Source organism: Mesorhizobium sp. P2_F8, from assembly GCF_056403655.1.
This window is the reverse complement of sequence record NZ_JBFUFB010000017.1, coordinates 54011-72398: the sequence shown is the minus strand read 5'-3', so window position 1 is coordinate 72398 and position 18388 is coordinate 54011. Positions and strand designations below refer to the sequence as shown.

General features: G+C 60.7%; 21 protein-coding genes. 7 read left to right on the top strand and 14 right to left on the bottom strand.

Annotation, left to right across the window (positions count from 1 at the left end; all coding sequences use genetic code 11):
• Positions 1-47 precede the first annotated feature (47 nt).
• From AC1DZP_RS30510 to AC1DZP_RS30500, 3 genes are all read right to left on the bottom strand, one after another.
• The gene (locus AC1DZP_RS30510; RefSeq protein ID WP_477307547.1) at positions 48-662 is read right to left on the bottom strand and encodes a Tim44/TimA family putative adaptor protein; all 615 of its coding nucleotides are present in this window, start codon (positions 660-662) and stop codon (positions 48-50) included.
• A gap of 57 nt (positions 663-719) precedes the next feature.
• Complete coding sequence (gene ctaD, locus AC1DZP_RS30505; RefSeq protein WP_477307545.1) at positions 720-2315, bottom strand: cytochrome c oxidase subunit I; 1596 nt, start codon at positions 2313-2315, stop codon at positions 720-722.
• Positions 2316-2416: 101 nt separating this feature from the next.
• The gene (locus AC1DZP_RS30500; protein WP_477307543.1) at positions 2417-3079 is read right to left on the bottom strand and encodes a 5-formyltetrahydrofolate cyclo-ligase; all 663 of its coding nucleotides are present in this window, start codon (positions 3077-3079) and stop codon (positions 2417-2419) included.
• A 129-nt stretch (positions 3080-3208) separates the two neighbouring features.
• Between AC1DZP_RS30500 and AC1DZP_RS30495 the strand changes: the two genes are divergently transcribed.
• A complete protein-coding gene (locus AC1DZP_RS30495; protein ID WP_477307541.1) occupies positions 3209-4054 on the top strand; it encodes a LysR family transcriptional regulator in 846 nt (281 codons plus the stop codon).
• 87 nt (positions 4055-4141) lie between these two features.
• Here the strand turns inward: AC1DZP_RS30495 and AC1DZP_RS30490 are convergent, their stop codons facing one another.
• The 3 genes from AC1DZP_RS30490 to rnk all read right to left on the bottom strand — a co-directional run bounded on the left by AC1DZP_RS30490 (position 4142) and on the right by rnk (position 5555).
• On the bottom strand, positions 4142-4270 hold the full coding sequence (locus AC1DZP_RS30490; protein ID WP_256753415.1) for a hypothetical protein: 129 nt from the start codon (positions 4268-4270) through the stop codon (positions 4142-4144).
• Positions 4271-4365: 95 nt separating this feature from the next.
• The gene (locus tag AC1DZP_RS30485; protein WP_477307539.1) at positions 4366-4929 is read right to left on the bottom strand and encodes a GreA/GreB family elongation factor; all 564 of its coding nucleotides are present in this window, start codon (positions 4927-4929) and stop codon (positions 4366-4368) included.
• 161 nt (positions 4930-5090) lie between these two features.
• Positions 5091-5555: a nucleoside diphosphate kinase regulator gene (gene rnk / locus AC1DZP_RS30480; protein WP_477307537.1), complete on the bottom strand. Its 465-nt coding sequence runs from the start codon at positions 5553-5555 to the stop codon at positions 5091-5093.
• Between the two features lie 478 nt (positions 5556-6033).
• Here rnk and AC1DZP_RS30475 point away from each other — a divergent pair, with 478 nt between their 5' ends.
• Entirely contained in the window at positions 6034-6891 is an 858-nt protein-coding gene (locus tag AC1DZP_RS30475) for a universal stress protein (protein ID WP_477307535.1), read from the top strand.
• A 7-nt stretch (positions 6892-6898) separates the two neighbouring features.
• Here the strand turns inward: AC1DZP_RS30475 and mnhG are convergent, their stop codons facing one another.
• The 8 genes from mnhG to AC1DZP_RS30435 form a co-directional block, all read right to left on the bottom strand.
• Complete coding sequence (mnhG, locus tag AC1DZP_RS30470) at positions 6899-7288, bottom strand: monovalent cation/H(+) antiporter subunit G (RefSeq protein ID WP_477307533.1); 390 nt, start codon at positions 7286-7288, stop codon at positions 6899-6901.
• Positions 7285-7566, bottom strand: a complete 282-nt coding sequence (locus tag AC1DZP_RS30465) for a K+/H+ antiporter subunit F (RefSeq protein WP_477307531.1) — start codon at positions 7564-7566, stop codon at positions 7285-7287. Before AC1DZP_RS30465 ends, mnhG begins: the two co-directional genes overlap by 4 nt.
• Positions 7563-8048, bottom strand: coding sequence for a Na+/H+ antiporter subunit E (locus tag AC1DZP_RS30460; RefSeq protein ID WP_477307529.1), 486 nt, complete (start codon positions 8046-8048; stop codon positions 7563-7565). The genes AC1DZP_RS30465 and AC1DZP_RS30460 overlap by 4 nt, the downstream gene beginning before the upstream one ends.
• On the bottom strand, positions 8045-9691 hold the full coding sequence (locus AC1DZP_RS30455) for a monovalent cation/H+ antiporter subunit D (protein WP_477307527.1): 1647 nt from the start codon (positions 9689-9691) through the stop codon (positions 8045-8047). The genes AC1DZP_RS30460 and AC1DZP_RS30455 overlap by 4 nt, the downstream gene beginning before the upstream one ends.
• Positions 9691-10032 (bottom strand): Na+/H+ antiporter subunit C, encoded by a 342-nt coding sequence (locus tag AC1DZP_RS30450; RefSeq protein ID WP_126067824.1) that lies wholly within the window; start codon positions 10030-10032, stop codon positions 9691-9693. The genes AC1DZP_RS30455 and AC1DZP_RS30450 overlap by 1 nt, the downstream gene beginning before the upstream one ends.
• Entirely contained in the window at positions 10032-12950 is a 2919-nt protein-coding gene (locus AC1DZP_RS30445; RefSeq protein WP_477307525.1) for a monovalent cation/H+ antiporter subunit A, read from the bottom strand. The genes AC1DZP_RS30450 and AC1DZP_RS30445 overlap by 1 nt, the downstream gene beginning before the upstream one ends.
• Positions 12951-13253: 303 nt before the next feature.
• On the bottom strand, positions 13254-13460 hold the full coding sequence (locus AC1DZP_RS30440) for a hypothetical protein (protein WP_477307523.1): 207 nt from the start codon (positions 13458-13460) through the stop codon (positions 13254-13256).
• A gap of 92 nt (positions 13461-13552) precedes the next feature.
• Positions 13553-13987 (bottom strand): XRE family transcriptional regulator, encoded by a 435-nt coding sequence (locus AC1DZP_RS30435; protein WP_477307521.1) that lies wholly within the window; start codon positions 13985-13987, stop codon positions 13553-13555.
• Positions 13988-14163: 176 nt separating this feature from the next.
• On the opposite strand from AC1DZP_RS30435, the gene AC1DZP_RS30430 reads away from it, so the two are divergent.
• Genes AC1DZP_RS30430 through AC1DZP_RS30410 form a run of 5 tightly spaced genes read left to right on the top strand, consistent with a single transcriptional unit; the run spans position 14164 to position 18195 of the window.
• Complete coding sequence (locus AC1DZP_RS30430) at positions 14164-14694, top strand: hypothetical protein (RefSeq protein WP_477307519.1); 531 nt, start codon at positions 14164-14166, stop codon at positions 14692-14694.
• Between the two features lie 11 nt (positions 14695-14705).
• On the top strand, positions 14706-15404 hold the full coding sequence (locus AC1DZP_RS30425) for a CBS domain-containing protein (RefSeq protein ID WP_477307517.1): 699 nt from the start codon (positions 14706-14708) through the stop codon (positions 15402-15404).
• Between the two features lie 33 nt (positions 15405-15437).
• Positions 15438-15836, top strand: a complete 399-nt coding sequence (locus AC1DZP_RS30420) for a group III truncated hemoglobin (protein WP_477307515.1) — start codon at positions 15438-15440, stop codon at positions 15834-15836.
• Positions 15833-16171, top strand: coding sequence for a ferredoxin FdxA (fdxA, locus tag AC1DZP_RS30415; RefSeq protein WP_477307513.1), 339 nt, complete (start codon positions 15833-15835; stop codon positions 16169-16171). Before AC1DZP_RS30420 ends, fdxA begins: the two co-directional genes overlap by 4 nt.
• Positions 16172-16176: 5 nt before the next feature.
• Positions 16177-18195, top strand: a complete 2019-nt coding sequence (locus AC1DZP_RS30410) for a hydantoinase/oxoprolinase N-terminal domain-containing protein (protein ID WP_477307511.1) — start codon at positions 16177-16179, stop codon at positions 18193-18195.
• Positions 18196-18388: the final 193 nt, after the last annotated feature.

Sequence of the window (18388 nt, the reverse complement as noted above, 5' to 3'; positions counted from 1 at the left end):
CCACATAGCCGAGCGTCACACTTCGGCGGGTTAAGAGACGCAAGCCGTTATCCGCCTTCCGTGGCGATCAATATCCAATTGCGCTTCCTTGACCGTGTGTCACTGGCGAACGTCCACTCATCGATCACCTCAATGATCTGCTGGGGATCGCCGGCGACGATCGCATCCTTAGCCGAGCGTGTAACGCTGAGCATCTCGGAAACGAAGCGAACAGCAATCTCAGCGGTGTCATCCTCCTCGACAGCGCTGACGACTGTCGCTTCGCTCGTGCCGATGAACGTCACCTCCAGCATTTCTTCCCGATCTCGACGTTCGGCTATCGCTCGCTCGAAGGTCTCGAGCACTTCCGGTGCGACGTGGCGTTTCAATATTTGGATATCGCTGTCCGCATAGGCCAGCACGATAACTTCATAAGCAGCCTTGGCGCCGGCCAAGAAGGCGGCGGGGTCGATTTCTCGGATCACATCCAAGGGCGCTGTGCAGGAGGTAGTGTCTTGGACATTGCCGGCCCGTTGACCCGTCGGCGCATCTTCCCGTTTGGCCTTGTCTTCACCTGGGCGCGGCTGGCGTCGGCCCCAATTGCCCAGTAATGCCCAAGCCCAATAGAACGCGATGATCGCCACGATCAGGATGTGGTTGTTTGGATCTGTGGTCTCGTTCATGTCGTTCTCCCGACAAAATGTCGAAGCCGGCGCCGGTTCGGAACCGGAGGTGAATTTTTACACAATGCGCGGCAGGCGTTCCCATTGATGGAAGGGCGGCGGCGACGGCAGCAGCCATTCGAGCGTGGTCGCACCTTCGCCCCATGGATTGGCGCCAGCTTGACGCTTGCGGGTGAAGGCCTCCGCGACCGCGATGAAGAAGACGATAAGTCCGGCCGTTGAAATGTAGGACCCGATCGACGAGATGAAATTCCAGCCGGCGAAAGCGTCGGGGTAGTCTGCATAGCGTCGCGGCATGCCGGCCATGCCCAGAAAATGCTGCGGGAAGAAGACGAGGTTGACGCCGACGAACATCAGCCAGAAATGCAGCTTGCCGAGCGTTTCGTTGTACATGTAGCCGGTCATCTTCGGGAACCAGTAGTAGAAGCCGGCGAAGATGGCGAAGACCGCGCCCAATGACAGCACATAGTGGAAGTGGGCGATCACATAATAGGTGTCGTGCAACGAACGGTCGAGGCCGGGGCTGGCGACCACGATGCCGGTGACGCCGCCAATGGTGAAGAGCAAGACGAAGCCGAGAGCCCAGAGCATGGGGGTCTTGAACTCGATCGATCCTCCCCACATGGTCGCCAGCCACGAAAACACCTTCACCCCGGTTGGAACGGCGATGACCATCGAGGCGAAGGCGAAGTAACGCTGGGCGTCTAGGGACAGGCCTGTGGTATACATATGGTGGGCCCAGACAACAAAGCCGATTGCACCGATTGCCACCATCGCATAGGCCATGCCGATATAGCCGAAGATCGGCTTTTTGGCGAAAGTCGAGATGACATGGCTGGTGATGCCGAAGCCAGGCAGGATCATGATGTAGACTTCGGGGTGGCCGAAGAACCAGAACAGATGCTGGTAGAGGATCGGATCACCGCCGCCGGATGGCGAAAAGAAGGTCGTCCCGAAATTGCGATCAGTCAAAAGCATGGTGACAGCGCCGGCGAGCACCGGCAGCGACATGAGAAGCATGAACGCGGTGACCAGCATCGACCAGGCGAACAGAGGCATCTTGTGCATCGTCATGCCGGGTGCGCGCATGTTGAAGATGGTGGTGATGAAGTTGATCGCGCCAAGGATCGACGAGGCGCCCGCAAGGTGGATCGACAGGATGACGAGGTCGACAGCAGGGCCCGGCTGACCGTCCGTCGAATAGGGCGGATAGAGCGTCCAGCCGCCGCCGTGACCGAGCGTGCCGGGTGCTCCCGGAACGAACATTGAGGTGATGAAGAGGATAAACGCCATCACCAGAAGCCAGAACGAGATGTTGTTCAAGCGCGGAAAAGCCATATCGGGCGCGCCGATCATGATCGGCACCATCCAATTGCCGAAGCCACCGATCAGCGCCGGCATGAGGACGAAAAAGATCATCACCAGCCCATGGGCGCTGACGACGACGTTGTAGACCCCGGGGTCGCCAAATATCTGCAGGCCCGGTTCCTGCAACTCCATGCGGATCAACACGGAAAGCGCGGTGCCGAAGACCCCCGCCATGATCGAGAACAGCAGGTAAAGTGTCCCGATATCCTTGTGGTTGGTCGAAAACAGCCACCTGACGAGAAACCGGGGCTTGTGATCATCCAAGGTTGTGGCTGGATTGGACATGACGTGCTTCCTGCTTTCACTGCTAGCAGGCAAGACGGCCTCAACAATGGACGGCATCTGCGATCCGCCGTCACAAAGGATTAGGCCTCGCCTGCGCTCATTCATTCATCCGTGACGATCACATCCATCGGAATGTCATGTGGCTGCGGATAGATGGTCTGGATTTTGCTGCTGGCGTAACCGACGCCGACGACGAGAGGACGCTTCGGCGCGGCGGCCAGGGTCCGGTCGAAGAAGCCGCCGCCATAACCCAGGCGATAATTCGCCCGGTCGAAGCCGACAACGGGCGCGATGACCACATCCGGTTGGACCGATGGCCCGTGTGACGGGACAAGAATATTCCAGATGCCGCGTTCCAGCGGGTCTCCCGGTCCCCAGATACGAAACTCCAGCGGCCAGCCTTTTTTGATGACGACCGGCAGCGCGATCCGCCCGCCGCGCTCGATCACCCGGATCGCCCAGTTGCGAAGGTCCGGTTCGCCTCGAAAAGGCCAATAGCCGCTGACGATGCGGCCGCTCACCCGGCCGACAGCCAGGTCGAGAGCGGAAGCGATGCGTAAAGACCTCGCAAGGCGCTCCTCGGCGTCGACAGCGAGACGCTCGTCGATCAGGCGCTTGCGCTCTGCCTTGCGCCATCGACAGACATCCGGCCAGGCCTCATGTGCGATCGAATCGGCGCTATATCCCGGAACAAGTTCGTGCATGAAGCACGGAGGAGAGGCGTACTCTCGCGTTTCCAAGGAAGCATCTTCCTGATCTGGCATTGCGCGCTCCATTAACCGTTGCAGCGGAAACCGCTCACGCTCATGAAGGTTGCGCTGCGTAAAACGGGAAGGCAAACGGAATTAAATGCTGTATTGGTGCAAGATTATTGCACTGAACCGAGGAGCCGAATGGACATCGACCGCGCTCGCACGTTTTTGGAAATCGTTCATTCCGGCAGCTTTCTGAAAGCCGCCGACCGGCTCCACGTCACCCAGACCACGGTAAGCGCGCGGATACGCACGCTGGAGGAAGAGCTCGGACGTCAGCTCTTTATCCGCAACCGCAATGGCGCGCAGCTGACGCCGGCGGGCCGGGAGTTCGAGCGGTTCGCTCAGTCATTCGTGCAAATCTGGGAACGGGCACGGCACCAGCTCGCCATCCCATCGGGACGGACAAGCGTCGTTGCCCTGGGCGGAGAGCTCAGCTTATGGAACCCACTGCTGCTCGACTGGCTGGTCTGGATGAAGAAGGCCAGGCCGGAAATCGCCATCCAAGCCCAAGTCGGCGTGCCGGATCAGCTCCTCGAGCAGCTCAGGACTGGTGTTCTGGACATTGCGGTGCTCTATGCGCCGAAGCTTTTACCGGGTTTCAGGGTAGAGCTTCTCGTCGAGGAGCAACTCGTCCTGGTTCGGACCACCGACAGAGATGGGGAACCGGTCGGCTCCAAGGACTATGTCTATGTCGACTGGGGGCCGCTGTTTGCGGCCCAGCATGGTGCCCGTTCCTCTGCCTTCGGCGAGCCGGGATTGATGGTCGGCCTCGGCCCGCTTGGGCTGAGCTACATCCTGCGCGCCGGCGGAATGGGTTATTTCCGCAGGGGCGCAGCAGCTCCCCATATCGAAGCGGGGCAGCTGGAGGTGGTAGAAGGCGCGCCGGAATTCACCTATCCGGCCTATGCCGTCTATCCGGAAGCAAGCGAGGCGCGAGCCGACGTGCAGGAGGCGTTACGTGGATTGAAGGAAGTTGTGAAATAATCGTCGCTCCCGGCGCGAAGCCACGGTTCGCGTTAGTGGAAGGATCGCAAAGACTGCAATGGCAAGCTGGTCGGCTTCGTCGGTCATCTACATTTCGATCAAAGCGTAGGCCAGGCCAAAGATTCCGGTCATTAGAACGGCGAAGAATGCCCAGCCTCTCAACGCGGCTCGCACATCTTCAGGCTTGGCGCCTTTCTGGTTGTCGTAATCATCCATAATCAGATCCTAGTTTGTTGGTCTCACTTGGTACAGGCAAGGGCTGACGGAACGCTTGTCTATCCGCCTTCACAGCCTTCGGGATAGTCGAGCTTTCAGGCGGCTGACGGACCCGGGTCATCGAACCCGGTGTCGAAATCCGCCATGACTTGCTTTGCCGTTTTGTCTTGCGCCTCGTCGGAACGATGGACGACGCGCAGAACCGGTCCGTCCGGTCGCCACGAGCCCGGCGCAGGCCCCCCCGCCAGCTTCAGTCTTTCGCGCCTTGCGGCTTCTGGCTGATAGACCACTTCATGCACAGTCAGCGTTTCAAGGCCGCCGTCCGTTGTCGGAATGGATATGGACTGACCTTCGGCCAGACCAAGCAGCGCAAGGCCGCGCGGATTGGTGATCGGCAAAAGCATGCCAACCAGTCCGCGCATCTCGTCATGGGCGACGATGCGGGTTTCGGCAGGGCCGTCGTTCACCCGATAGGCCACGCGGCTACTGAGTGTCACGACAGTGGCCGGGATGTCTTCCCGAAACACTACAACTGCGCTCGATATCTTCTGTTGAAGGATAGCCGAGAAGGCATCGCCGCGGGCAGGTCGGCGCTCCTGCATCACTTCAAGAATCGTGTAGTCCTTGGTGGTCAGTTGGCAGCTATCGATAGTGGGCATGGTGCGTCTCCAGCCGGCCCTGTGCAAGGGATCCGGCGTCAAGCAATTGATCGGGTGTGGAAAGCTACCCCTGTGCCGGGCCAGGATAGGCCGGCGCAGGGGTCACACTCCCGCGATGAGGCTGCCCGCGTGATTGAGGAGACGGATGGAAACGCCCATGTCTAGACGCCCGCAGCAATTGTCGAAGACGCTGGCGCGCGGCGATCGGCTACATCGCCTTCCGGGGCGGGCTGGCTCACGTCAAGCACCAACAATTCGTGCCGACGCCCGTCCCGGGCGGTCCACATGATCGACTGCCCAGCCGAGAGACCGATCAGGGCTGTGCCAATCGGCGTGAGGATCGAAACCTTGCCTTCGGAGATGTCCGCATCGCCAGGGAAAACCAGCGTCACCGTTTTCCGATCGCCGGTGTCGGGCTTGAACGTCACAATCGAGCCCATCCGGACGGTGCCGGCGGAGACCCAGCCATCGGCGACGATGCGCGCGCGCTCGAGTTCGGCGAGCAGCTCATCTGCCGCCTCCGGATTTCGGGCGGCAACGGTGTTCGCGAGGGCCGACAAACGTGCATGATCCGATTGTGAGATGCGGATGTTCGGCTTGCGCCGGGTTTTCTTGTTGTCTTGCATTTGAATACTCATGTTCTGGCTCGCGTCCGGGACCCGCCGAGGGGTCGTCAACGGTTGTCAGTGCGACGGAAATTTATTGCTGAATGCGCCGATGCTGCAGGGACTGATGCGACCCTGCGCCAATGTTACATGTCGATTTTACATGTTCACCCCTCGGCTCGGGGCGCGCATGGCAGCCGAGCCGGGGGTTACGATCCCGCTATGGGGCAAACCCGGAAAAGAAAATCGCGACGGATTTTGGCGACGGTGCTCATACACCTATAGTTGGGGAAGCAATTTGCGAAGTCAAGGCGCACGGCGTCAGGCTCAGCGGCAAGAGAAGCCGATCAAGCATTTCCGGCGGCCCTTGCAGCACAGTGAAGCCGCCGCCTAGGATGCCACTTCGAATAAGCGAGAGCATCGTCAACTAGATCACTACCCGAAGTCTGCTGAACGATAGGCGGTTATGATCTCAGGGACGAGGAAACAAGGAGCTGCCATGAAAATCCTTGCGGCGACAGATTTTTCCACCCGTTCACAACGTGCACTGCGGCGAGCTGGTCTTGTGGCGCGGGACGTCAGCGCCGAACTCACGCTCGTTCATGTCGTCGACGATGACCAACCCTCAGATATACTCGAGCTCGAAAGACGGGAGGCACAGAGATATCTTGAAGAACAAATAGCCTCGATCCCCGAACTGCAGGGACTTCAGTGTGATTCCGCTGTTGTCGCCGGCGATCCGTTCGACGGCATTTTGAGGGCGGCCGAGGCGCGTGCGATCGATCTCATTGTCATGGGCGCGCACCGCAAGCAGTTGCTACGCGATATTTTTGTCGGAACGACGATCGAACGTGTGATCCGTACCGGACCATGCCCGGTGCTCATGGTGAATGCAGAGGTAGAACATTCATACAAAAAGGTGATGGCCGCTGTGGACATGTCCAAGCCGTCCGCGCGCGCAATCAGGACAGCGAGGGAAACGGGGTTGATAGGCGACGCCAGTCTTTCGCTGGTCCATGGTTTCGATGCGTTCGCCAAGGGCAAAATGTCAAATGCTGGAATAGGCAAGGACGAAATAGCGCGTTACGTCGCGACAGAGCGTTTGCAGGCGGGCAGGGAACTGGTCGCGTTTCTGGAAGCGAACGACTTTGGCGTCGACAACTGGTCGCTGCGTATCAAGGAAGCGGGCCCCGTCGAAGCGATCATGGAGGCGATCAAGGAGGTGGCGCCCGATCTTCTGGTGATCGGAACGCATGGCCGTTCGGGTCTCATCAAGGTACTTCTGGGAAGCGTGACAGAAAGCATTCTGCGATCGGTCGACGTGGATGTTTTTGCAGTGCCGCCGATCCGAAGTTGATCGAGGCCTACGCGCCAGATGATCGTGGTTGTTCGTCTTGGGATTCCGCGGCCATCTCGAATGGCGGAACGGTATCGTTGCCCTCGCTGCGGTCCCGGTAAAGCGCTGCGCGCGCCAGGAGCATAAGCGAGACTGGTGTCGTGACGGTCACGAACAGTGCGATCAGTATCTCGTGCAGGACAGGTTTCGACTGAAGCACGGAATGAAAGATGATCGAGGCGATCAGAACACCGCCCGTGCCCCAGGTGGTCCCTAGCGTCGGCGCATGGATTCGTTCGTAAAAACTTCTGAACCGCAGGAGCCCGACCGACCCGAGCAGGGTCAGCGCCGATCCCAGGATCAGGAAGAACCCCGTGAGCAGAGCCGCCCAGACCGGCAGGTCGCCGAGAGGGGTCATTCTATTACCTCGCCGCGCATAAGGAATTTCGCCAGCGCCACGGTTGAGACAAAGCCAAGCAGCGCGATCACCAGGGCAGCCTCGAAATAGACCGTGCTGCCGGCACGGATGCCGAAGGTCACCAGGAGAAGCATGGCGCCGACATAGAGCGCATCGAAGCTCAGGATTCGGTCCTGCGCGCGCGGCCCCCGAACGAGGCGCAGCAGAGCGCATGCCATGGCGGCGACCAGAAGCAATTGAGCGATGGTGACGGACCATACGATGATGAGGCCGCTCATTCGAAAATCTCCATCAACCGCCGTTCATAACGCTGCTTGATCAGGTCGATCCACGCCTGCTGGTCAATCAGGTCGAGAACATGGATGCGAAGCCTGCCGCTGCCGGCATGATATTCGACCCAGGCGGTGCCGGGCGTGCTGGTGATGATGCAGGCGAGTACGGCCAACCCAGTCCGGTCGCGCAGTTCGAGCGGGATCATCACGAAGCCGGATGTTCGCGCATGCCGCCCGCCTTGCAGGATGATCCCCGCCACGGCGATGTTGGAGCGAAGAATGTCCGCCAGGACGATCAGGACCAGTTGCGGGATCATGTCCCAGCGTCGTATTTTTGGTTTGGCGGGTTGAAGCGCTGCCATCGCCAAGGATGCTGCAAGGGCGATTATGCCGCCGAGAACCACCTGGCCGACGGACAGCCCATTGAGCAGAATCCACATGACGAGCAGCGAAGCTGTCAGCAGCGGATAAGGCAGAAGGGCGCTCATTTGTCCCTCGGCGCGTTGGGCCCTGGTATCGGCTGGGTGGACAGAACATCTCGCAAGTAGTCCGCTGGCGAATGCAGCGACTGGGCGGTCGCATCCATGTAGCGCATCATCTGTCCACCCTGGACCGTCATCAACAGGCAGAGCGTCAGCAGGAAGGCTATTGGCGCGATCTCCAGGAGCAGCACGCGGGGTACGGTGCCTTCGATCGGCGCCCAGAAAATCTGGATGCCGGCGCGCATTGTGGCGATCAGGGCGCAGAGGCCGGACAGGATCAGCAACGCGACCAGGACCCATGTCGAGCCCGCGATTACACCGCCGTCCGCCACCGGATCGGGGCGCACCATCGCGGTCAGCAGCGCAAACTTTCCGACGAATCCCGAAAGCGGTGGCAGGCCTGCGAGCAAGAGGCCGCATGCCGCGAAACAGATGCCAAGAACGGCCAGCGTGCCGGGAATGGCAACGCCGACTTCGTCCTGCTCTGCCACTTCCTCCTCCATGTCGTCGCCATAGGCTTCCATGGTCACCGATAGAACATTCGCGGCTGGGTCCTGCACCCGCTCGACGAGCTCGATCAGGAGAAAGAACGCGCTGATCGTCAGGGTTGAACTGACCATGTAGAAGAGGGCTCCGGCAGTGACCCTCGCATCGGCCATGCCGATCGCGGCCAGCAATGTGCCGGATGAGACGAGGATGCTGAAGCCGGCAAGCCGGCCCACCGCCTGCGACGCCAGCACGCCGATAGAGCCGAAGGCGATGGTGGCCATGCCGCCGAACAGCAGCCACGAGTCGCCAAAGCCCGCTGTGGCGCCGGCGTCCACGCCAAACAGCAACAGGGAAAGCCTCAGCAGGATATAGATGCCGACCTTGGTCATGATCACGAAGATCGCGGCGACCGGAGCCGCTGCTGCTGAATAAGCGCCCGGCAGCCAGAAACTCAGCGGCCACATGCCGGCCTTGACCAGGAAGGCGATGCCGAGGACAGCGGCGCCGGCTTCGAGCAGCATTCGATCCTGCGCCGGCACTGCCGGGATTCGCTGCGCAAGATCTGCCATGTTCAGCGTTCCGGTCACGCCGTAGATCAGGCTGACCCCGATCAGAAACAACGACGAAGCCGCGAGATTGACTGCAATGTAGTGCAGGCCCGCCTTGACTCGGAGCGGTCCCGAGCCATGCAGAACGAGACCATAGGACGCAGCCAGAAGCACCTCGAAGAAGACGAACAGGTTGAACAGGTCGCCAGTGAGGAACGCCCCGTTCAGCCCCATCAGCAGAAGCTGGAAGAGCGTATGGAAATGCGGACCTGCCTTGTGCCAGCGCGCCAGCGAGAAGGCCAGGGAAGCGAGCGCCAGTACGCTGGTCAGGAACAGCATCAGGGCAGACAGCCTGTCGAGCACGAGCACGATACCGAACGGCGCCGGCCAATTGCCGAGCAGGTAAACGCCGGTGGTTGCTGCGCTGGCCGAGGCAGCGGCATTGTCGGCGGAGCGAAGCAGAGCGATGGCGATGACCATCAACGCAAGCGCCGAGACGAGGCTGATCACTGCCTTGGTGACATGGCGACGCTCGTCCAGCAGCAGCAGAAAGGCCCCTGCCGCCAGCGGCAGGACGATCGGCATGATCATGAGATGACCTGCCGTTTCCATCAGTTGGGCTCCCTGCCGTCGACATGGTCGCTGCCCGTCAGGCCTCGCGATACCAGCAGCACCACGAGGAACAGGGCAGTTGTCGCGAAGCCGATGACGATCGCGGTCAAAACAAGCGCCTGCGGGATGGGGTCGGCGTAGTCCGCAGGGTTGATCGCCGCGCCGGATTGGAGAACGGGCGGCGTATTCACCCTAAGTCTGCCCATTGAGAAGATGAACAGATTGACGCCATAGCCGATGAGCGACAGGCCGATGATGACCTGAAAGGTCCGCGGCCGCAGCAACAGCCAAACGCCGGACCCCGTCAGCACGCCGATCCCGATGGCGAGGATAAGTTCCACTATGCGATTTCCTCGTTGCTTTGCGCGGCGATCCGGGATGCGCGCAGTCGGCGGATGGACTGGTGGGCTAGAGCGATCAGCATCAGCACTGTCGCGCCGAGAACGAGCGAGAAGACGCCGAGATCGAAAAGGGTCGCGGTAGCCGCCGGCACGGAACCGATCAGTGGCAGTTCGACATAGCGGGAATACGAGGTCAGGAAGGGGTATCCGAACAGCCAGGAGCCGGCGCCGACGAGGGCCGCCAGGAGAAGGCCGAAGCCGATCCAGTTCACCGGCAGGACCCGCAACCTGTCTTCAACCCAGCGTGTCCCTGCCGCCAGATACTGCAAAATGAAGGCGGCGGCCAATGCGATGCCGGCGACAAAGCCGCCGCCGGGGAGGTCGTGGCCGCGCATGAACAGATAGGAGGCGAATACGATGATCACCGGGAACAGCCATTGCATGATCACCGCGGGGATCAGCAAATAGTCGCTCACCGTATCGCCCGCCCCGCGATCGGGCCGGACTTCGTCAAATGCCCTCTGGACGCGTTGCTGTTCAGGGGATTCGATATTGTCGGGCGCCGGCCGGAACCGGCGAAGCAGGGCGAACACCGTCAAGGCGACGATGCCGAGAACCGTGATCTCGCCGAACGTGTCAAAACCCCGGAAGTCCACCAGGATGACGTTGACGACGTTCTTGCCGCCTCCTTCCGAATAGGCCTTTTTCAGGAAGAAGTCGGCGATAGTGACGGGCGGGGTCCGTGTCATGACCGCATAGGCGATAATCGTCATGCCGGTTCCGCACGCAACCGCCATGGCCAGATCGCGGTAGCGACGTAGTTTTGCCGCCGTCGTGGCCAGGCCAGGCGTGACGTCTGCGGATCGCTTGGGCAACCAGCGCAGTCCCAGAAGGATGAGAACAGTGGTCACCAACTCCACGAGCAGTTGAGTGAGCGCGAGGTCTGGCGCGGAAAACCAGACGAAGGTGATGCAGGTGACAAGTCCGGCTCCGCCGAGCAGGACAAGGGCGAACAGCCGGTGGAACTTGGCTTGCCACGCGGCGCCGAGGGCGCACACGACGCCGACCGCCCAGATGCCGGCGAAGGTGACGCCGACGCCTTGGACTGTCAGCCGACCGGGATCGAAACCTAGCCTGTAGAGTGGCCAAGCGGCGGCGATGAAAGCCACGACGACCAGCAAGCGAAGTTGCGGTTGGAGCCGACGCGTTCCGAAATGGCTTTCCAGGAAGCGGGCACCTCTCCACGAGACCGCCACCAACACGCGCTCGAAGACGCGCTGGCCCCTGAGACGGCGGAAGTAGGGTGGCCCGTCCTCGCAGTGCGCCAGATAATCCTTCAGCAGCAGATAAAGGATTGCACCACCGGCGAGCGCCAACACGCTCATGAACAGCGGAATTGTGAACCCATGCCAGACGGCCAGACTGTACTGTGGCGTCGCGGGTCCCAGGACGGAGGTGACGGCGGTGTGGAGGAACGGGCCGATGGTCAGGCCGGGTACGGTCCCAACCAGGAGGCAGGCGAGGACAAGAAGTTGGATCGGAAACCGCATGAAAAACGGCGGTTCGTGAGGTTCGCGAGGCAGATCGGCCGGCAGCCATCCGAAAAACACGCTGTGGATGAACCGTGCCGAGTAGGCAACTGCGAAAGCGCTGCCCAGGACGGCTGCATAGGGCGCGGCGGTATCGAGAATGGAATCGGCGTGCGTTTCGATCGCCTCGGCGAAGAACATTTCCTTGGAGAGAAATCCATTCAGGAGGGGGACGCCAGCCATGGCCGCGCTTGCGACCATGGCGAGCGTCGCGGTGTAGGGCATGAAGCGGAAAAGTCCGCCCAGCCGCTGCATGTCGCGCGTTCCGGTCTCATGGTCGATGATGCCGGCGGCCATGAACAACGAGGCTTTGAACGTGGCGTGGTTCATCATGTGGAAGATGGCGGCGACGGCCCCCAGGGGGCTGCCGAGGCTGAGCAGAAGTGTAATCAGACCGAGATGGCTGATGGTCGAGTAGGCGAGCAAACCCTTTATGTCCCGCTGGAAGATCGCAAAATAAGCTCCTAAAACGAAAGACATCATGCCGGCGAAGCCGACGATCCAGAACCATTCGTATGTCCCCGCAAGCACCGGCCACAGGCGCGCCAACAGGAACACGCCGGCCTTCACCATGGTCGCTGAGTGCAGGTAGGCCGAGACCGGTGTCGGTGCGGCCATGGCGTTGGGCAGCCAGAAGTGGAACGGAAACTGCGCGCTCTTCGTGAACGCCCCGAGGAGCACAAGAACCAGGATGGGCACATAGAGATCGTGGGAGCGGATAAGGTCGCCCGACGCCAAAACACGATCGAGGTCGTAGCTTCCAACGATATGTCCGATCAGCAGGAAGCCAGCCAACAGACCGAGGCCACCGATGCCGGTAATCGTCAGCGCCATGCGGGCCCCGTCGCGGGCACTGGCGTTGTGGTGCCAATAGCCAATCAGCAGGAAGGAAAAGATGCTGGTCAGTTCCCAGAATACGACCAGCAGGATCAAGTTTCCGGAAATGACGACCCCAAGCATCGATCCCATGAACGCAAGAAAGAACGAAAAGAACCTGGGAACTGGATCTTCCGGCGACATGTAGTAGCGCGCATAAATGACGACGAGGAAGCCGATGCCGCTTATGAGCATGGCAAACAGCCAGGCAAATCCGTCCATTCGCAAAGTGAAATCAAGGCCAAGCGTCGGAAGCCATTCGACATCGCTGCGCACCACGCCTCGATCGAGGACGGACCGATAAAACATGACCGCCAGACCCAGACAGATAAACGCCACTGCGCCGGCGAGAATCGCTGCGGCATTACGGGCGTTTGTCGGGAGTATGATGGCGGCAAGGCTGCCTGCGAAAGGCAGGACGATCATCAGTATCAGCGCTGAGTCGTCTGTCATCTATTGCTGCCCAAAGTCATCGGCGACAACCATTGCCTGCCCATTATGGTTCTCCGACGACATTGGGCAAGGCGTTGATTGGTGCGTTCTCCCGTAACAACCGCGCGCCGCGCGAAGGCCAGTCAACTGGAGGCAGGAGCAGCTTGGAGAACTCGCTGACAACGATCAGGGATTCGCGTCCCAGTCACTGTACCGCGCAGGGAGCCCCAGCCGGGGACTCTCCGAGGAAGGTGGCGTTCGGCTGCTTCCGGCATGGCGTCAGGGCACCTTTGCCAAATGTTATCCAGTCCGTTTGACGCATGCCTAATCGCGGCGGGCGCCAAGCAAGGTGCCTATCACCAGTTCTCTTCCTGCCCTGTTTATCCCGGTCCCGCCCGGTCTTTCTTCCGCCAGTCCGAGAAAGACAAGGCGTTCGGCCAAGACTTTCGATAGAGATGGGTAAGGTCCGCGGTTCATTCGTTTGAGTGCCGTTTGCTCGTCCTCGGTGAGATCGTCCCAGATAACCGTCATGAAGGACTTCCTTGCTTGCGCCTGCGCAGCCAGGCGGGATCTGAACAGCCCATTAGCGGACTGTGAGCGTCGATCCATCGGGTTCCGAAGACCTATGGAACGGCGTCCGTTCCGACGATGCCGCCTTCATTTTCCAGGACGCCAATTCGTCTGACTTCCGAGCGGTTGAGTTTCAGGCGAACGCCGACACCGCCGCCGTTCTCCGCGATGAAAACGGCGCCGGCGTTTTCAAGCGCGGTTTGAAGCGTGTCGCAGATATCCTGGTCGGGAAGGTTAATCCGGCGCTCGAATTCCTCGATGACCAACGCATCCACGCCTGAATTGCTGGAGAGCTTGTCACGGGACCATTCGACCAGCGCGCGAGCGGCACGGCATTGAGCACCAGTGATCATCGTAAAATCTCCTGCTACCGCTTTCGAGGCCGAAATCGCCGCTTGCTGAAAGCCGCATTCCCGGGTGCGATGGCTTAATCCAATCAAAAGTGCATATCGAATTCGAAAAGGGAAGGGCCGTGCCACACGCCGCAATCGAAATTATCATGCAAAATAATTGTGCTAAAGCGGCAATAAATTTCGTTTGTCCTGCAGATAAGGATGAGTGAAGCTCATGCGTAGCGAATTGATACATTGGGTGCCAGCCAGCGGGCCTCAACGCCAGGGGGAGCTCTTGGCGTTATCGCGCGAAGGGCACCTCGGGGTCGGCGATGATCATAATGGACAGGCTTGAACACGATTTCGGCAGAATACTTTCCGGCAGGGACATTCAGCGTCATGTGGTAGGGCGAATGGTATCTGCCAGCCGCCTCGGCGTAGATGGCCGCATCCCAATCGCTCCCGCGGATGACAATGCTCTCAAAAGACGGCTGCGTGAGGAACTGCTCCTGCAAGCACAGACCCGGCTGCCGATCACCTATGCAAGGCTGGCCGAGAGCATGGTTGGTTCAGAGGGAACAGGCGTGATCCGGGATGCACTCGAACAACTGATGGACGACGATGCGGACGAAGGCCTGCCATTGCTTGCGGCTGTTGCCGTGAAGGCGCTCGAGCCCGGTTTGCCCGCTCCCTGGTTCTTCCGGAAAGCCGAGGATATGGGGCTCTTCGCTGGCGATCCGACCAATCTGGAAGCCTATGCTTTCCATGCGAGGGAGTTCTATCGCGCGATCCACCTCCATGCCGGCAACGGGCAAGGCTCTGGAACGACCTTGCCGCCGGTTCTGCCGCCTGCAGACAGGTGAAGGAGAACGAAATGCTGATCGCCAAGGACGTCATGACGTCACCTGTCATCGCGGTAGGGCCTGACAGTACGGTGGATGAGGTCGCCGATATTCTCCTGTCGCACGGGATCAGCGCCGTGCCGGTGATTGATCGAGGTGCGCTGCTGGGCATCGTCAGTGAAGGAGACTTGATCCGCCGGGCAGAGATCGGTACAGCGCCGCAGGGTCGTTCCTGGTGGCTTCATTTATTCACCAACAACGCGGCTCTTGCGGAAGGCTATGTCAAGTCTCATTCCGAGCATGTGACCGACGTCATGACAAAGCAAGTTGCGACTGTGGTCGAGAGTACGTCAGTCGTCGAGATCGCAACCCTGCTTGAACACAATCGGATCAAGCGTGTTCCGGTGCTACGCGACGGACAGGTGGTGGGGATCGTTAGTCGTGCCAATCTGGTGCGGGCCTTGGTCGTCGCCAGGAAAGGTTGGCGCGCTCCGGTCTCGCATGACGACAGCAGCATCAGGCTGGAGATTATTGACGCCTTGCGATCCGAATCATGGCCATCGACCGGAAGGTCGGATGTGACCGTGAGCAACGGCGTGGTCACCTTTTGGGGAGCCTACCTGTCGGAGCAAGAGCGGAAAGCCTCGCTCATCCTGGCTGAAAACACCGCTGGCGTGCGGGCTATCGATGATCACCGCATTCCCCTCGATATGACCTACGGTGTGGTCTGAAGGACCGGATAAGCGCTGGACCAGAGCATGCCCTTGACACAGACAGCCCCGATTTCCGAAGAACAGATACGACTGCTCGTCGACTCCTTCTACGGCAAGATCCGGGTCGATGCAGATCTCGATCCGATTTTCGAGCGCGTCGTTGCCGGCGACTGGGAAACGCATCTGGCGAAGATGTACGATTTCTGCTCCTCGGTGATGCTGACCACCAGGTATCGCAAGGAAAATCTGTTCGCGGTCCGCAAGCACTTCGATGGGTTGGAGATCGGTCTGCTCGACCGGTGCCTCGCCTTGTTTGGCGACAGTTGCGACGAATTGCTGGACAGCGAGACTGCAGGGCTCTGTTGGCTGAAGGCCGCCCACATAGCTGAAAGTCTGAAGCTGTTCTTGTTCTGTCGCCTTGACCGGTCAGGGCTGAGAAACGCCGCATGACGTTCGTGGTCACCGACAATTGCATCAGATGTAAATACATGGACTGCGTGGAAGTCTGTCCCGTGGATTGCTTCTATGAAGGCGAGAACATGCTCGTCATCCATCCCGATGAATGCATCGACTGTGGCGTCTGCGAGCCCGAATGCCCGGCGATGGCCATTTTTCCCGATACCGCGCCTGGTCTCGACGATTGGCTCGCGCTGAATGCTGAGTACGCGTCTGTGTGGCCTAATATTGCGATCAAGCGTGATCCACCGGCCGACGCCAAGGCGTTCGACGGCGAAGCAAACAAGCTTGCGAAATATTTCTCGCCGGAACCCGGGCTGGGTGACTGATCAAAATGAACGCATACGCGCACCAGCCGTCACCTCTGTATCTGGGCATCGATACCGGCGGCACGTACACCGATGCCGTGCTGTGGTCGGAATCCAAAGGCATCGTGGCCAAGGCCAAATCGCTGACCACGCGCCACGATCTTGCCGAGGGCATCGCCGGAGCCGTCGACGCTGTTTTATCCGAGGCTGCCATCGAACCCAGCGCGATCAAACTCGTCTCGATGTCGACCACGCTCGCAACCAACGCCCTCGTCGAAGGGCAGGGCGGACGGGTCGCGCTGGTGATGATCGGTTTCGCTGAAGGCGATCTTGCCCGGAACGGGTTGTCAAAAGCCCTCGGCTTCGATTCCGTGATCTTCTGCCCGGGCGGGCACGACGTCCACGGCGATCCGTGCCAGTTGGTGCTGGACGCTCTCGTGGCCGCGCTGCCGTCTCTCGCCGGCACGGTTTCAGGCGTCGCCGTGGCCTCCTATTTTGCGGTTCGCAATCCTGAACATGAGATCGCGGTACGTGACGTCATCCGCGAACGCACCGGGCTTCCCGTGACCTGTTCGCACGAACTGTCGTCGAAACTCGGTGGCCCGCGTCGGGCGCTGACGACGCTTCTCAACGCGCGACTGATCTCGATGATCGATCGCCTTGTCAACGCCACCGAGGGCTTTCTGGCGGAACGTGGGATTGCCGCTCCGCTCATGGTCGTGCGCGGGGACGGCGCGCTTATCACGGCGGAATTCGCTCGCGCCCGGCCCATCGAGACCATCCTATCAGGACCAGCGGCAAGCCTGGTGGGAGCGCGGTATATGAGCGGCATCGATGACGCCGTGGTATCCGACATCGGCGGCACGACAACCGACATCGCCGTTCTCGACGGCGGCCGCCTGCGGCTCGATCCGGAGGGCGCCACCGTCGGCGGAATGCGAACGATGGTGGAAGCCGTCGCCATGCGCACCTTTGGCCTCGGTGGAGATTCGGAAGTCTCGCTCCATGAGCGGTCGCTGACTTCGACGATCGTCCTCGGCCCCCGTCGACTCGTGCCGCTGGCGCTCGCCGCTGTGAAGCACGGCGATGCCATCCATAATGGCCTCAAGCGGCAATTGCTCAGCCCCAATCCCAGCCGGCTGGACGGCCGCTTCGCGTTGCGCACAGGTGTACCCGAGCGTCTGGCTGCGGGCCTGACAGTTACCGAGGCGCGGCTCTATGCCGACATTTCGGCAATTCCCGCTGCGCTCGATCGGCTGCTCGTATCGACGTCACAGGTCGCAACGCTCAATCGCCTGGTTGCGCGTGGTCTGGTGCATATCGCGGGCTTCACGCCCTCCGACGCGGCCCACGTGCTTGGCCGGCAAGAGAATTGGGATTCTGTCGCGGCTCGACTGGGCGCGGAATTGTTCGCACGCAAGCGCGACGGCCAGGGGCATCGTGTCGCCAAAGACGCAGAAGCATTTTCCGAGATGGTCCTCACCGCCGTCACCCGGCGTTCTGCCGAAGCCATTCTTGAAACAGTCTTTGCCGAGGACGGGCTGGATGGCGGCGTCTCTGTGGCCAATCCGCTGGTTCAGCGGGCGGTTGGCCGGCGAGGCGGTATGGCGCGGCTCTCGATCGCACTCGACCGGCCGGTAATCGGCCTAGGGGCCTCCGCAGCGCTCCATTATGCGGGTCTACCGCAATTGATCGGCAATGACTGCAGCATTGCCGAACACGCCGATGTCGCAAATGCGTTGGGTGCCGTCGTCGGGCAGGTGCGGATGTCGGCGGAAGCGCGCGTCAGCCAACCCGAGATCGGGCTTTTCCGTCTGAATTCAGGCGAGCGGTTGGACGACTATGATACCGAAGACGAAGCAATGGCTGCCGCCGAAGCCCACATTCGTGCCCTGGCGGCAGGCCTTGCCGAGCGCGCCGGAACCGATCAGGCGCGGATCGAGATCGCACGGGACATAAGGGTTGCTACAATCGAAGGCGAACGCAGTTTCGTCGAAGCCATTGTCGTCGCGACAGCCACCGGGCGCCCGCGCATCGCGTCGTGACGCAGATCAGTGCCGCGCCGCAACGATGGCCGCACGTACGACGCTGGAGGGCTTCACCGGTCCGAGGACGATGCAGATATGGCGCCAGATACAGCCAAGGATGCTGCGAAACATTACTCCGCAGGCCAGCGGCCCTCCGCAGTAGGTGCATGTGCCGTCAACCGCCAGCGCATCGTGGCCGAGGCGTACCAGG

Coding starts and splice junctions, on each gene's coding strand:
- AC1DZP_RS30510 (WP_477307547.1), bottom strand. CDS start 662: ATGAACGAGACCACAGATCCAAACAACCACATCCTGATCGTGGCGATC.
- ctaD (WP_477307545.1), bottom strand. CDS start 2,315: ATGTCCAATCCAGCCACAACCTTGGATGATCACAAGCCCCGGTTTCTC.
- AC1DZP_RS30500 (WP_477307543.1), bottom strand. CDS start 3,079: ATGCCAGATCAGGAAGATGCTTCCTTGGAAACGCGAGAGTACGCCTCT.
- AC1DZP_RS30495 (WP_477307541.1), top strand. CDS start 3,209: ATGGACATCGACCGCGCTCGCACGTTTTTGGAAATCGTTCATTCCGGC.
- AC1DZP_RS30490 (WP_256753415.1), bottom strand. CDS start 4,270: ATGGATGATTACGACAACCAGAAAGGCGCCAAGCCTGAAGATGTGCGA.
- AC1DZP_RS30485 (WP_477307539.1), bottom strand. CDS start 4,929: ATGCCCACTATCGATAGCTGCCAACTGACCACCAAGGACTACACGATT.
- rnk (WP_477307537.1), bottom strand. CDS start 5,555: ATGCAAGACAACAAGAAAACCCGGCGCAAGCCGAACATCCGCATCTCA.
- AC1DZP_RS30475 (WP_477307535.1), top strand. CDS start 6,034: ATGAAAATCCTTGCGGCGACAGATTTTTCCACCCGTTCACAACGTGCA.
- mnhG (WP_477307533.1), bottom strand. CDS start 7,288: ATGACCCCTCTCGGCGACCTGCCGGTCTGGGCGGCTCTGCTCACGGGG.
- AC1DZP_RS30465 (WP_477307531.1), bottom strand. CDS start 7,566: ATGAGCGGCCTCATCATCGTATGGTCCGTCACCATCGCTCAATTGCTT.
- AC1DZP_RS30460 (WP_477307529.1), bottom strand. CDS start 8,048: ATGAGCGCCCTTCTGCCTTATCCGCTGCTGACAGCTTCGCTGCTCGTC.
- AC1DZP_RS30455 (WP_477307527.1), bottom strand. CDS start 9,691: ATGGAAACGGCAGGTCATCTCATGATCATGCCGATCGTCCTGCCGCTG.
- AC1DZP_RS30445 (WP_477307525.1), bottom strand. CDS start 12,950: ATGACAGACGACTCAGCGCTGATACTGATGATCGTCCTGCCTTTCGCA.
- AC1DZP_RS30440 (WP_477307523.1), bottom strand. CDS start 13,460: ATGACGGTTATCTGGGACGATCTCACCGAGGACGAGCAAACGGCACTC.
- AC1DZP_RS30430 (WP_477307519.1), top strand. CDS start 14,164: ATGATCATAATGGACAGGCTTGAACACGATTTCGGCAGAATACTTTCC.
- AC1DZP_RS30425 (WP_477307517.1), top strand. CDS start 14,706: ATGCTGATCGCCAAGGACGTCATGACGTCACCTGTCATCGCGGTAGGG.
- fdxA (WP_477307513.1), top strand. CDS start 15,833: ATGACGTTCGTGGTCACCGACAATTGCATCAGATGTAAATACATGGAC.
- AC1DZP_RS30410 (WP_477307511.1), top strand. CDS start 16,177: ATGAACGCATACGCGCACCAGCCGTCACCTCTGTATCTGGGCATCGAT.